9 protein-coding genes (1 of these 9 cut by a window edge) are annotated in these 13884 nt (G+C 65.2%); 4 read left to right on the forward strand and 5 right to left on the reverse strand.

The annotated features are described in order from the left end of the window. Positions 1–6477, reverse strand: partial view of a non-ribosomal peptide synthase/polyketide synthase gene (locus MTY59_RS22390; RefSeq protein WP_221043100.1) — the 5' end (the start) only. Its footprint begins 24801 nt before the window's first position; the window shows 6477 of its 31278 coding nt (coding positions 1–6477); it begins with the start codon at positions 6475–6477; its stop codon lies off the left edge, out of view. Positions 6478–6530: 53 nt separating this feature from the next. After that, complete coding sequence (locus MTY59_RS22395) at positions 6531–6758, reverse strand: MbtH family protein (RefSeq protein WP_221043101.1); 228 nt, start codon at positions 6756–6758, stop codon at positions 6531–6533. 1197 nt (positions 6759–7955) lie between these two features. On the opposite strand from MTY59_RS22395, the gene MTY59_RS22400 reads away from it, so the two are divergent. Then, positions 7956–8750: a GAP family protein gene (locus MTY59_RS22400; protein ID WP_221043102.1), complete on the forward strand. Its 795-nt coding sequence runs from the start codon at positions 7956–7958 to the stop codon at positions 8748–8750. A gap of 11 nt (positions 8751–8761) precedes the next feature. Here MTY59_RS22400 and MTY59_RS22405 read toward each other — a convergent pair whose 3' ends face one another. Continuing rightward, positions 8762–9508 (reverse strand): ANTAR domain-containing protein, encoded by a 747-nt coding sequence (locus MTY59_RS22405; protein WP_221043103.1) that lies wholly within the window; start codon positions 9506–9508, stop codon positions 8762–8764. Between the two features lie 113 nt (positions 9509–9621). Here MTY59_RS22405 and MTY59_RS22410 point away from each other — a divergent pair, with 113 nt between their 5' ends. Both MTY59_RS22410 and MTY59_RS22415 read left to right on the forward strand, forming a co-directional pair. Beyond that, positions 9622–10425, forward strand: a complete 804-nt coding sequence (locus MTY59_RS22410) for a transglutaminase-like domain-containing protein (protein ID WP_221043104.1) — start codon at positions 9622–9624, stop codon at positions 10423–10425. Positions 10426–10674: 249 nt separating this feature from the next. Continuing rightward, positions 10675–11145 carry a DUF5994 family protein gene (locus tag MTY59_RS22415; protein ID WP_221043105.1) on the forward strand — a complete coding sequence of 157 codons (471 nt, stop codon included), beginning with the start codon at positions 10675–10677 and terminating at the stop codon, positions 11143–11145. Between the two features lie 5 nt (positions 11146–11150). On the opposite strand, the gene MTY59_RS22420 is transcribed toward MTY59_RS22415, so the two are convergent. Then, complete coding sequence (locus tag MTY59_RS22420) at positions 11151–11612, reverse strand: DUF5994 family protein (protein ID WP_250160627.1); 462 nt, start codon at positions 11610–11612, stop codon at positions 11151–11153. Between the two features lie 732 nt (positions 11613–12344). Between MTY59_RS22420 and MTY59_RS22425 the strand changes: the two genes are divergently transcribed. Continuing rightward, positions 12345–12548: a cold-shock protein gene (locus MTY59_RS22425; protein ID WP_221043107.1), complete on the forward strand. Its 204-nt coding sequence runs from the start codon at positions 12345–12347 to the stop codon at positions 12546–12548. A 28-nt stretch (positions 12549–12576) separates the two neighbouring features. On the opposite strand, the gene MTY59_RS22430 is transcribed toward MTY59_RS22425, so the two are convergent. Beyond that, entirely contained in the window at positions 12577–13815 is a 1239-nt protein-coding gene (locus MTY59_RS22430) for a fatty acid desaturase family protein (RefSeq protein WP_221043108.1), read from the reverse strand. Between the last annotated feature and the right edge of the window lie 69 nt (positions 13816–13884).

Consider the following 13884-nt stretch of genomic DNA (forward strand, 5'->3'; position numbering starts at 1 on the left):
CATTTCCCCGACCGACGCATCGAAGGTCGGCGAGGCCACCATCAACACCCGCGTGTCGGTGTCCAACCCACACGACTCGCATTGCGCGGCAGTCCATCCCAGCAGGCCCGCGTGGCTCACCATCACCCCTTTGGGGGTGCCGGTGGAACCCGAGGTGAAGATCACGTAGGCGGTGTCCTGGGCGGTCAGCGGTGCCAGACGGTCGGCGTCGGTGATCGGCTCGGCGCTGTGCGCGGACAGGTCCAGCCCGTCGATGCGCACGATCGGGCGCGTACCCGCGCCGACGACCTCGTCGGTGCCCCGCGCCAACACGCACACCGCGTCAACGGCGTTCAGCACCGAGGCCACCCGCTCGACCGGATGGTCGAGGTCCACCGGCGCGTGGATGCCGCCGGCCTTGGCGACGGCCCACCACGCGACCACCAGTTCGGCGGACCGGCCCATCGCCACGCCTACGGCGCGCTCCGGGCCCACGCCGGCGTCGATGAGCACCCGCGCCAACCGGGTCGACCACTCGTCGAGTTCGCGGTACGACAATTCCCGGCCGCCGTCGACCACCGCAGGCCCGTCCGGGGCGACCGCCAGCGCCCCGGCCAACAACTGCGGCGCCACCCCGACCGGTGCCGTGACACCGGCGCCCGACAGGCGCGAGAGCACCAGTCCGCGCTCGCCGCGATCCAGCAGCTCGACCGACGACAGCCGCTGGGTGGGATCGGTGGTCATCGCCACCAGGACGCGCTGGAATCGCTCGAGGAGCGACTCGATGCCGGCGGTGTCGAAGACGTCGGCGTCGTATTCGACGTGCAGGCCGAGCTCGCTGCCGGGCAGTGCCTCGACCGTCAGCGGGTAGTGGTTGTACTCCCGGTTGGTGAACTCGGCGATGGCCAGGCCGTCGGCGCCCAACGTCATGCCGCTCTCGACGGGGTAATTCTCGTAGACGAACAGCGTGTCGAAGAGTTGATCGTGGCCGGTGACCCGATGGATCTCGCTGAGCGCGAGGTGCTGGTGCTCGAGCGCGTCGTTGTGGCTGTTCTGCAACTGCGCCAGCAGTTCTGCGGTGGTGGTGGTCGCGGTGATGTTGGCGCGCACCGGCACCGTGTTGATCAGCAGGCCCACCATCTGTTCGGCATCGTCGACCTCCAGCTGGCCAACGCGGGAGCGCGGGGTACCGAAGACGACATCGTGCTGACCGGTCAGCGAGGTCAGCACCAGCGCCCAGGCGGCCTGCAGGACGGTGCTGACCGTGGTGTGGCAGGAGCGCGCCAGCTCGCCAAGGGCCTGCGTGGTCTGCTGGGGCACCCGGGACTTTTCGAAGCCCCGTCGCCCCTGGCCCAACCGGTCCTGCGGTCCGACCAGGCTGGGGGTTTCGAAGCCGAACAGCACCTGCCCCCAGGCTTCCCGGGCGGCGTCGAGGTCTCGATCGGCCAACCAGGTGAGGAAGGCACGGTATGAGCCGGCGGCGGGCAGCCGCTGCCCGTAGTAGCTGGTGAAGATCTCGCGCAGCAGGATGGGCAGCGACCAACCGTCGAGCAGGATGTGGTGATTGGTCAGCAGGAAACGGTGCCGGCGGTCCGCGGTGCGGACCAGCGCGACGCGAAACGCCGGCTGGCCGGCGAGGTCGCGCACCGCGGCACGTTCGGAAGCGCTGAGCTCCTCGATCAGCCGGTCGGCTTCGGCATCCTCGCTGCCGTCGAGGTCGAGGTAGCGCCACTGCACCACCGGATCGGCGGGGATGATCTGGACGGGCTCGTCGTAACGTTCGCAGAACAGCGCCGCGAGATGGGGATGCCGGTTGACGACGGTGTGCACCGCGTCGCGCAGCCGGTCCGGGTCAAGGGGTCCGGTGAGGGTGAAGTCCAGCTGCACCGCATACATGTCGTCGCTGTCCTGCGCGGTGCTGGAGTGGAAAAGCAGGCCCTGCTGCAGCGGGGTCAACGGCAGGATGTCGGCGACGGCGTGCTGACGTTGCAGCTCGTCGATCTCCTGCTGGGTCAGGCGGGCCGGCGCGATGTCCGACGGGGTGAGGCCGCCCCCGCCGGAACGCACGTGTGCGCACACACCGGCCAGGGCCTCGAACCACAGCTTACTCAGCCGGGTGATTTGCCTCGCGTCGAGAACCGATGGCGCCCAAGTCCATTCGGCGTGCAGGCGTGGACCGGTGCCGGTCTCGATGGTGCCGGCGTTGAGCTCGACGGTATGCGTCAGCGGCATGGGCACCGCCGCGGCCGCACCGATCAGCGAGAGGCCGGCCTGGCTGATGCGCCAGCCCTCGCCCGACGAGTCGCCCGCCGCGCCCTGCCGGCCCAGGTAGTTGAACGCGATCGACGGGTCGGGCCCGGACAGCTCGACTTCGGTGTTGAGGTAACGCAGCAGGCCGTAGGTCAGTGGGTCCGGCAGGGCCCGCAGCTGCTCCTTGGCGTATTTGACCACCGGGCCCAGCGCAGCGTCACCGGACACCACCTGCGCCCAGCCCAGCTCGGCGACCGCTCCCGCGACGTTCAGGGCGACCGGGTACTTGGTGGTGAACCAGCCGACGGTGCGGGACAAGTCGATATCGGCGGCGAGCTCCTCGTGGCGCCCGTGGCCCTCGACGTCGATGCCGATCGAGTCCGCCGCGTCACCAAGGAATTCCGCCCAGGCCAGGGCGAAGGCAATCAACAGGATGTCCTGGATTCCGGCGTGGAACGCCGTCGGCACATCACCGATCAGCGCCCCGGTCGTGTCGGCATCCAGCTCCACCGACAAGCGTCCGGCGGAAGCATAGGTATCCACCTCGGGGCTGGCCGCGGGCAGCGCGGGCGGAGTCGCCGTCACCTTCTTCCAGGCGCCCAGCTGGTTGACGACGTCGGGGCGGTGGGCGTGTTCGGTCAGCACTGTGGCCCAGCGGGCGAACGACGTCCCCGCCGGCGGCAACTCCACCGACTGTCCGGCGCTGTGCACCGCCCATGCAACGTTGAGGTCTTCCAACAAGATCCACCACGACACCGCGTCGACGGCGAGGTGGTGAATGATCACGGTCAACTGACCTGCGGGCTCGAACCACAGCGCGCTCAGCATCGCCCCGGTCGCCGGGTTCAACCGCGAGCGCGCTTCCAGCAGCAGCTTGTCGTTCAACTCGTCCACCGATTGCAGGCAGTCCTCGGCCCGCACCGACCCGGGCTCCGGTACGTGCAGGGACCAGCCGCCGGCTTCATCGCGATCGACGCGCAGCCGCAGCATCGCATGCCGATCTATCAAGGCCTGCAACACCATTGCGACGTCGGCCTCGGTCACCCCGGCGGGCGCCTGGACCATCACGGTCTGGTTGAACTCATCGATCGGACCGCCGGCGCTTTCGATGCCCTGCAGCCACCGCATGATCGGGGTGGCTGGCACCGGGCCGACACCCTCGTCGATCACATCGGCCGCCCCATCGCTGACGGCCGCCACCCGGGCCAGCCGGGCCACGGTTTGTTCGACGAAGACGTCTCGTGGCCGGCATTTCAGGCCGGCGGCGCGGGCCCGCGCCACCACTTGCAGCGACAGGATGCTGTCGCCGCCGAGCTCGAAGAACGACTCGTCGACGCCGACCCGCTCCACGCCGAGCACCTCGGAGTAGATGCCGGCCAGGATTTCTTCGACCGCATTGCCCGGGGCGCGATACTCGCGCGCGGTGTATTCGGGTGCCGGCAGCGCGCGGGTGTCCAGCTTGCCGTTGACCGTCAGCGGTAGGGCCTCGAGCACGACCACCGCCGTCGGCACCATGTGCGCCGGCAGCCGCTCGGCGAGCGCGGCGCGCGCCTCGGCGGGCTCGGCCGCCCCGGTGACGTACCCGACCAAACGTTTGTCGCCCGGACGGTCTTCGCGCACGATCGCCACGGCTTGCTCGACACCGTCGAGTGCGGCCAGTGCGGCCTGGACTTCGCCGAGTTCGATGCGGTAGCCGCGGATCTTGACCTGCTCGTCGGCGCGGCCCAGATACCGCAGTTGCCCATCGGCGCCCCAGGACGCCAGGTCGCCGGTGCGGTACATGCGTGCGCCCCGGTCGCCGAACGGGCACGCCACGAACCGTGACGCCGTCAGCCCGGCCCGCCCGATGTAGCCCGCGGCCACGCCGTCACCGGCGACATATAACTCGCCCACGACTCCGGGGGGCAGGGGTCGCAGCCAGCCGTCGAGCACGAACAGGGCGGCAGCGGCCACCGGGGAACCAATAGGAGGTACGCCGGATCCCGCCGTCAGCGGCGCACTGATCGCCACACACATGGTCGTCTCGGTCGGGCCGTAGGCATTGACCATCACCCGTCCGGGCGCCCACTTGTCGACCACTTCGGCCGGGCAGGCCTCGCCGACCACCGCCAGTGACATGGACTGCAGGCCCTCGGGCGACAGCATTGCGACCGCCGACGGTGTCTGGGTCAAGACGCTGACTTCCTGGGCCACCAGGACGTCGTGAAGCTCTTCGGGCGAACGGGTCACGTCTTCGGGCACCACCACCACGCGCCCGCCGCGCAGCAGCGCACCGAATATCTCCCACACCGAAACGTCGAACGCATAGGAATGACACTGCGACCAGACACCGTCGGCCGGTAGGCCCGCATCCAGCCTGCTCATCAGCTGCGTCACGTTGTGGTGGGTAACGGCAACGCCTTTGGGCACGCCAGTGGTTCCCGAGGTGTAGATCAGGTAAGCGATATCGGCAGGACCCGGCATCGGTAGCGCCGCGGCGGGTTGAGCGTCGATGCGCGGATCGGTGACATCGATGACGGTCACTCCGTGGCCGTCGAACCGCTCGGCCAGGTCCGCGCTCGTCACCGCGGCGACGGGCCGGGCATCGGCAAGCATGAACTCGATCCGCGCCTTCGGCGATGAGGGATCGATGGGCAGATATGCGGCCCCGGCTTTGAGCACCGCCAGAATCGACGCGACCGCCTCGGCCGAGCGCGAAAACAGCAGCGCCACAGTCTGTCCCGGGCCCACGCCGTGGTTCAGCAGGTGATGCGCCAACCGGTTCGACGCCTCGGCCAACTCCCGGTAGGTCACCGACACGCCCTCGAATACCAGCGCCACGGCCTCGGGCGTCCGGGCAACCTGGGTGGCGAACAACTCCGGCACCGACATCGGCGAGTTCGCTCGCGCGGTCAAAACCGCTGTGTTTCCAACTTCTTCCAAACGGGCGTGCTCGTCTTCGTGCACCACGTCCAACGACGACAACTGCGCGCCCGGATCGGCCGCCATGGTCGCCAGGATCCGCTGCAGCCGCTCCCCCAGATCCGAAACGTCGAAGTTCGAGAAGGGTTGCCCGGTGCCGACGGTGCTCAAGAACTGCTGGTCGCCGAATCCGAGGAAGAAAAGCCCGAAGTGGCCCACCGGGCCGAAGCTGGTGTATTTCGCCGTTGCCGGCACGTCGCCGAGGCTGAGCGTCATGCGGGCCGGGACGAAGTTGACGACAACGCGATTGGGCGCCTGGCGCGGACCGCTGAAGTCGCCTTCGCCGGCAAGGGTGCGGGTTGGGAATTGCTGGTGCCGCAACGCTTCTCGCGATCGCACGTCGACGTGCTGGCAGAAGTCGGCGAACGTAGTGTCCGGCGCGGCCTTCAGCACCAGTGGCACCACCCCGGCAAGCATGCCGGGATGCGTCTTGGATTTCGGGTCGACTCGCCGGCTGACCGGGAAGTCGAGCACCACCTCGTCCGAGCCGTCGGCGGACCAGCCGCGCACCAGAAGTGCGCACGCCGCCGTGAGCACCGATGACCGCCGGATGCCCAGCGCTTTGGACAGCTCTTTGACCTTGCCGACCACCGACTGATCCAGTTGCACTGGCGGAGAGGGCGAATAGGGGTCGCGCCCATCGCCGACCGCGGTCGACGGGTAATCCGCACCGGCGCCCTCGGGGCAGTGCGCGGTCCAATATTCTTGATCTTCAACGAATTTGGGGGACGCCTCGTATTCCAACTCGCCGCTGACCAAGTCGTGCAGCGAGCCGAAGAAAGCGGGCGGAATCGGTTTACCGAAAACGAGCGCCGAGTAGACGGCGGCGATCCGGCGACCGAGGAGCGCGATGCCCATCCCATCGATGGCGATGTGATGACAGGTCGTGAACCAGTAATACTCGTCGGGAGCCGTGCGAAATAACGCGAACTTGATCATGGGGCCGGTGAGCGGCATCGGCGTCTTCTGAATCGATGAAGCCGTCTCACGGACTTCCCGCTCGGCGTCGCGCGCGTCGGTCAGGTCATAGAAGACCAATTCGACATCGTCGTATTCGACGGCCTTCTGGAAGACCTGGCCATCGACCTCGAAGAACGAAGCACGCAGGCTCTCAGCCTCATTCACCACGTGTCGCATAGCCTGATGCAACAAGCCGGTGTCTATGGCACCCTGGATATGGACCAGCACACCCAGCTGCCAGGCCACATCGAAATTGCCCGTTTGTTGCGCCAGCCAGATGTCCAGCTGGCCTCGCGTCACAGGAAGTGCCCGGTCAGCACGCTCCACTACACGCCCCCCACTAAAAGTTTGACCCCGAAACCCTTCATACCGACATCGGTCTATTGATCACAAACCGGCGCGGGCAGCGTGTCGCGCAGACTTTTCGCCCGCATATCGGGCCAGGTTTCTTCGATGTAGTGCAGGCATGTGGCGCGGTCGGCTTCCCCAAAAACTACCCGCCAACCGGCGGGAACAACAGTGAATGTTGGCCAAAGACTGTGTTGTTCTTCGTTATTGACCAAGACGAAAAAACTGCCATTGTCGTCATCGAACGGATTGAGCGGCAACGGATGGACCCCCTTACACCAACGTAAATTCCGAAATCACCTTGCACGGTGCGCCGAACGTTTTTGCAGCGCTTAAGGATTGAGCCGTCAGCCTTGGCCAGTATGCCGACCAGCCCGCCCGCCGGATATCAGCGCCGGCGAGCTCGGTCGTGAGGGGCGGCGCCGCAACACGATCGTCGTGGTACCCATCCCGACCCCGTGCCGACAGTCGTTGTTTACCGACCACACCCAGGGCGCACAGACACTACGACTATCGACGTCGCTATCCACGCTCGCGGCATACCCAACAGTCGTTCCCCGAAACATCTGAATTCCGTTCTCACATAACCCGATCCGCGTCGAATTCTACTAGTGCACAGTTGCGTTGCCGGGCAGCAAAAGACCGTGTCGCGCCGGTGTTGCATATATCACTGCCCGGTGCGCGCGTCCGGCGCTCGCACGACCGTCCCGCTCCATCGGCCTGGGCCGTTTGCCGAAGTCGGCACGCAGAGCGTGCCCGGATGATCACCCAATCTTTGCTTCTGATTGCCGGTTTCGCCCAGTGCGGACGGCGCTCGCCTGCGGCACTACCGGGCGTAATTCCGCAGATGCGTCACAAAATAGCCTCTAGCAACGCACTCGCGGATATTCGCTACAAGCCTACCGTCGATCGCGCAGATGTCGAATTTCACACGCGCACCATGCGAAAACGTATTGGCGCTTGCTCTGTGAAGCCCCGCGTCGCGGCCGCGGTCCGCGCCAGACTCTTTCCGCCCGTAGCTACCAGCCAGCCGGTCCCCGGCACCCACGCTTCAAGGCCGGGAGACGTCGCGGCCGGGTGGCGTTGAACGCGCAGCCCCCGGCTACGTTTGCCGCTTGCCTGCTGACGGCACCCGGGCAGGCCGTCACGCAGGCGCGTTGTGATGGATCTCACGCACTAGCGGCAGCACAGAGTTCGCCAGCGCCCATGTATCGCGCCGGCCGGCTAACGCGGTTACCCCAAACCGTTGAGATAAGCCAGTGCATCCTCGGACCGCAGATCCGTACCCTTACCTGCGTCGCTATGCGCACGGCGGCCTAGCCCGAATCCGTTGGACACGATCAAGTTTCGGCGTACACAGCTGACTCATAGCCGGCTTTGCCAAACAGATTTTTCACGTTCTCGCAAGTGATTCGGCGGCGTTTGGTCCCCACCACTCGCGGGTAGAGCCTCGAACCATGTGGGGGTCTGTGCTGGGCTTGGGGATCCTGGCTGCGCTCAATCCTGTCCGTCTCGGGCTCGCCCTGTTGATGATCTCTCGGCCACGGCCCGGGCCGAGCCTGCTCGCGTACTGGCTCGGCGGGTTGACGGTGTGCATTCCCGAGTTGCTCATACCCCTGATGCTGCTGAACTTCACTCCGGTGTTCGGACACGTTGCGCGCGGTTCGGCGTCCCCGTCGACGAGCTCGACCCTCGGCAAGATTCAGATCGGCCTCGGCGTGGTCGGCCTGTCGATCGCCGCTGTGATGACGGTGCGTTTCCTCGCCCGTCGACGGGCGCCGCAACCCGTACCCGAGGACGACCGCTCCCCGGAACTGTCGATGGTCTCAGGTGCGCCGATCGCGATGCCGCGGCTGCTGACCCGGGTCCCGGATGAGTCGACCGAGAACCCATCGCCATTCCGGCGTCTGATCGGTCGCATTCACCACGCGTGGGAGGGCGGCTCCTCGTGGGTCGCGTGGGTGATCGGCATCATCTCGGTGCCGGTCGACGGAGTCCTGTTCATCGTCGCGATCATCGCGGCCTCGGGGGCATCGGTCACCGCGCAGGCCAGCGCATCCGTCGCGTTCATCATCCTGATGTACGCCGTGGTCGAGGTCATCCTCGTCGGCTATATGGTCACCCCGGCAAAGACCCAATCTCTATTGCTCGTCCTGCACAACTGGGTGCGGAACTACCACCGGCAAATTTTGGTGGCACTGTTCACGGTGGTCGGGGTGTCGCAGCTGGCCCAGGGTCTGCACATCCGCTGAAGCGGCGGGCCTCAGCTCGAACGCGGCGGGCGCTCCGCCTGGACCAGGTTGCGGGCGATCTCCTCGATCCGGGTGTTGGTCTCCTGCGAGAACCTGGTCAGCAGACCGAACGCTCGATCAGCGTCGATGTTGAATCGCTCCATCAGCATGCCTTTGGCCTGGCCGATCATGTCTCGGCTCGCGATGGCCCGCATCAGTTGGCTGATCTCGGCGGCGACCGCTTCCTGGCGCTGGCGGAATTGGGCGGATTCCACGGCGCTGACGGCCTTGAGGGTGTGCAGCAGGTCCGCCGGATCCCAGGCGACACCGCGATCGACGTCGCGCGCCACCTCGTCGAGAAGCTGCTTGCTTTGCGAGACTTCCTTCACCGTGTGCACCACGCCCACCAGCTCGCCGTGATCGAGCAACGGGGTATTGGTGGGGCTCCACACCTTCGGCAGGAATTCGTCGGGGGCGGCGGGATCGGGAATGTCATACCGCTGCATCCGCATCGTGTGGGGCCGGCCCCTCTGCATCGCGGTCTCCAGCGACGACGCGAGCCTCGCTGTCCCGTCGGCGCGCGGATCCTTGGGATTGTCTGGGAAGGCGTCGAAAAGGTACTGCCCGCGAAGTTCGCCGTGCTCGCGAAGCGTGACGCGCTCGTAGTCTCTGCTTGCCGCGCGAATCCGCAGGTCGCGATCTAAGAGCAGGCAACACACGCCCGAGGCCCCCTGGACCATTTTTCGGGCGATCACTTCGAACCGATCTTGGTTGCGCACTGTGAGAATCGCCTACCCGTTTTGCCGAAATGTCTAAACCCGCCTGTGTCCCAGCCCATGGCCACCTCTGCACCCCGGTAGCGAATGCAGGACAACTGACGCAGAATCACGCTATGCGACGAGAAGTGGGTGCCGAGATGGAGGTCGAAGTCACGGCGGCCACGACGCTGGAGTTTCAGATTGCCGTTGCACCGCACCCGCGCACCGAGGTCTTCGAGTCGCTGCGCTTCGTCTTGAACGGGCGGCCGATCACGCCGCTGGAAGTCAGCGGGCTGCACGGCAATCGCATCCATAAGTTCCACGCGGCGGTGGGCACACTGCAAGTCAACTACGAGGCGACGATCGTGGGTCAGACTGATCCAGCTCCGGTGACCGAATACGACCAGTCGATGTACCTGCGCCCCAGCCGTTATGCCGAATCCGACAAGTTCTTCGGTTTTGCTGCAACCGAATTCGGCAACGACCGTGACTCTGCGGAACTGCTGGAGCACGTCAGTTCCTGGGTCGGCACCAGACTGGACTATGTACCCGGCTCGAGCGATCCGATTGACGGGGCAGTGGATACGATGCTCGCCGGCGAAGGTGTGTGCCGAGACTACGCGCATCTGGTGGTGGCACTCCTACGAGCGGTCAGCGTCCCGGCCCGGGTGGCGTCCGTGTACGCACCGGGCGTATACCCGATGGACTTCCACGCCGTCGCTGAGGCCTTCGTCGACGGGCATTGGCGGGTGGTCGACGCGACGCTCCTGGCGCCGCGCCAGACGTTGGTGCGGATAGCCACCGGTCGCGACGCCTCCGACACAGCGTTCCTCGACAATCACAAAGGTGCGATCACGCTGCACCGGCTGGTGGTGACCGCGCTCGTCGACGGCGAATTGCCGCGCGATTCCATCGACCAACTGGTTTCCATCCGCTGATGCCACCTGCGGGACCGCACTGACGATCGTCACGGATCGTCAACCACCGTTGGGCCGCAACGGCATTGGTAGTACATGGAACGCGTGCCGCAGGTAACCAACCCGCGGCTCGCATGCACGCTCGCGTCCGGACTGGTCCACTGGCGTAGTGTGGACCCGTCGGCGATCTTTCGTACCTGACTACTCAAAGCCATGTCGTCGTCGATTCGAATGATTGGCCGGTTCCGCGGTCAAGACGGGAGCGTCAGTATGACGCCGCAAAAGGACCACACAGATGCCGAGCGTCGGCCTACCCCTCCGCTACACACGCCGCGGTTGCGCCTCAAGCCCAAAGCCCCCCAAAGCGGGTTTGTCGACGGAGCGTGGTGGCCACACAGTGACGATCTCGTGGCAGAACTGCCAGACCTGCTGGCGGTGCTTTCAGTCCGGCTCGGTCCGATCGGCCGGGTGATCTACAAGCTCACCGAATGGTCAACGGCACCTGCGAAATTGAAGCTTGACGCTCACACGGTACGGCTCGACGGGTATCGCCGCCAGCCAATCAACACCGTCGAAGTACTCGGACTCGACCGCACCAGAATCGTTCTCCTGGTGGTGTCGCCGCACACCGATCCAGATCAGGCGCACGCTGTCATGATGGCTGCGGCGGGCCCGGAGAATGCCTTGACGGTTGACAGCCTCCTGATGATCAGCGCGGAAGAAAGCGAAGCCCGCGTCTAGGGTGCCTACGGCAGCTGTCGCGCACCCGCACCGTGGTTCGACGGGACTCGACGACGCACTTCATACATGGTCTCGCCGCGGGCCGCGCGGACTATACATTCGGCGGTCTTGAACGCGCGTGAGTCGTGATGGATCGGGTAGACGGGCAGGCCGGCAGCCCGACGCAAAATCATGACCGCAAGCGCTGTACCGGTGCGGTGTGGAACCAAGAGAAGTGCCGCCTGCGCGTCGCGGCCCACGATGGTGATGACCTGTGGATGGACTCCCTGCAACCAACCCCAGTTCAGACTCCGCTGGCTTTGCAATGACGACCAGTTGACGTTGATATCGACGACCTGGCCCAAGCGGGCCTCCAACGCCGAGACCAAACCCGGCAGTTCTCGTGAGACCACGCCCGTCCGGGGCCACCACGCGCCATCGATCTTGTTCCCGAGCCGCGATGCCAGCGTAAGCCGCAGCGGGGTCACTGGACGCTCCGCCCCACCACGCCGCCCGCGCGTGCTAGTGGTATCGGGTTGTGTTTCAGACGCAACGAGTTCGATCAGCGAATCTGCGCGATTCATGCCACGACCCTTCACAGTTCGAAGCAATCGGCCCGTAGGTCGGGGCGACGGAGGAATCGCATTGTCCGTGATGGTTCGCGCAGTGACGTTCGAGGCCAGCGCCGACAACGAAATGGCTCTGGCCCAACGTTACGCCACCGGCTGCTTATGTGTCACTGATGGGCCATGCGATGAAATCGTCCGGCACGGCTCGTCGTACCCAAGCTTGTTGACCACCCGACTAGCACGGAGGCAAAATACGTTGGGCTGACGGCGGTTCCCGCACAACGCGCGATCGGCGTGGACGAATTTCCAAGCGGGCATCGGACAAAGGGCCGTGAAACGGCAATCCTCGTGGAGCCGAACCCAACAGCCCGACCAGGTGTACACTCGCCGGATCGGGACCACTCAGGCCCCCAAATCAAAGGGCCACAGTGTCTGACAAATCCCCACGGAAAACCATGACCAAAAAATCGGGCCAGTCTCTGAAAGAGAAGCGCGCCGCGAAGCGCCTCAAAGCCGCCCATATCTCGCCTACCGAATCTTCGCTGCATACCAAGAAATCCTGAGGCGCTGGGTCCTCGATGGCGGGCTCATCGCGAGGGGCACCGCGCGGATGGATCTGATTACGTCCACTGAAAAAGAGAGAAGTTAGGTATGGCGCAGGGAACTGTCAAATGGTTCAACAGCGAGAAGGGTTTCGGATTCATCGCTCCTGACGGTGGAGCAAAAGATGTGTTCGTCCACCATTCCGAGATCCAAGGGAGCGGTTTCCGCACGCTCGAGGAGAACCAACGGGTCGAGTTCGAGATCACCCAGGGGGCTAAGGGCCCTCAGGCGGTTGGTGTCACCGCCGTCTAAAGGCATTGCGCCGCAGCGTAATCTGCGACTAGGTGGACCGGATCCTGTGCCGGCGCCGATTGGCGCGAAGGCTTATTGCCGTCGCCAATCCCCCTTGCAGCACATCGTTGCCCGCATCTACCGCCCGTGATCGGTCCGCGGCGCTCCGAAACCTGTTCTCGGACGCGGTCTCTGGTGCGTCATCAGCGGTGGCGAGCAAAAACCGGTCGGGCAGTGCCAATTTGCAGACCGTGCGAACGGTGAGTAGGAACTGCCGAAGCAAGGGGCCCGTGGTGTAGGGCAAATCGTAGGTGACACAGAGGGTTCGCACCCGGTCGGCGATCTCTGGGTAGCGATTGCTCGGCAGATCAGGGAAGAGGTGGTGTTCAATTTGGTAACACAGATTCCCACTCATGAACGCCAGCACCGGGCCGGCCCGGAAGTTCGCGGTACCCAACATTTGCCGGAGATACCAGTCGGCTTTCGTCTCGTTCTCCAGAACCGCGGGCGTGAACTTCTCCGCCCCATCCGCGAAGTGGCCGCAGGCGATCACCACGAACGCCCACACATTGCGCAATTCGTTGGCGACGACGTTCGCCGCCAGTGTGCTGCGCCATCGGCGGCGGCTGAACGCGGGAAATAGCACGTAATCCTTGACGACCTGGCGAGCCATCTTGCGGATCATCGCCCTCTTGTGGACGGCTTTGCGGGCATCTGTCGTCTCGCGATCCTGTACCGCGTACAGGCCGTGCAGCGCGACACCCCATTCGAACAAGAGCGCCAGCAGCATCGCGCGCAATGGCTGCAATAGGGAGCTCGGTTTCCACTCCTGATCTCGAGTGACCCGCAGGACTCCAAATCCCAGGTCGTCGTCCACGCCGACGACGTTGGTGAACATGTGGTGTCGATGGTTGTGAGAGGACTGCCAGTGCGCGGAGGGGCCGACCATGTCCCATTCCCAGGTAGTGGAATGGATTTCCGGATCGTTCATCCAATCCCATTGTCCGTGGGTGATGTTGTGGCTGAGTTCCATGTTCTCGACACACTTGGCCACGGTCAGCGCGGCGGTTCCGACTGCCCATCCGAGCTTGCTTTTGCTGCCGCCGATCGTCAGCCGCGCCGCGAGCTCGAGGCATCGTTGAAAGGCGATGGCGCGCCGGATGTACTCGCGGTCCTTGATTCCGCGCGAATCCTCGACGTCGCAACGGATCGCATCCAGTGCGCTCGCGAGCGCCTCGAGTGCGTCGTCGCTGAGATGGGCGTATTCAGGTACTTCGGTGATTGCCATCGACGCTCAGGGCGCTCTGCGCGCGGCGACGTACGGCGTTCGCGCGACGGCACGCGGACAGGAAGAATT

It is taken from the genome of Mycobacterium senriense, from assembly GCF_019668465.1.
In the GTDB taxonomy this organism is placed as follows: domain Bacteria; phylum Actinomycetota; class Actinomycetes; order Mycobacteriales; family Mycobacteriaceae; genus Mycobacterium; species Mycobacterium senriense.

Coding starts and splice junctions, on each gene's coding strand:
- MTY59_RS22400 (WP_221043102.1), top strand. CDS start 7,956: ATGTGGGGGTCTGTGCTGGGCTTGGGGATCCTGGCTGCGCTCAATCCT.
- MTY59_RS22410 (WP_221043104.1), top strand. CDS start 9,622: ATGCGACGAGAAGTGGGTGCCGAGATGGAGGTCGAAGTCACGGCGGCC.
- MTY59_RS22415 (WP_221043105.1), top strand. CDS start 10,675: ATGACGCCGCAAAAGGACCACACAGATGCCGAGCGTCGGCCTACCCCT.
- MTY59_RS22425 (WP_221043107.1), top strand. CDS start 12,345: ATGGCGCAGGGAACTGTCAAATGGTTCAACAGCGAGAAGGGTTTCGGA.
- MTY59_RS22430 (WP_221043108.1), bottom strand. CDS start 13,815: ATGGCAATCACCGAAGTACCTGAATACGCCCATCTCAGCGACGACGCA.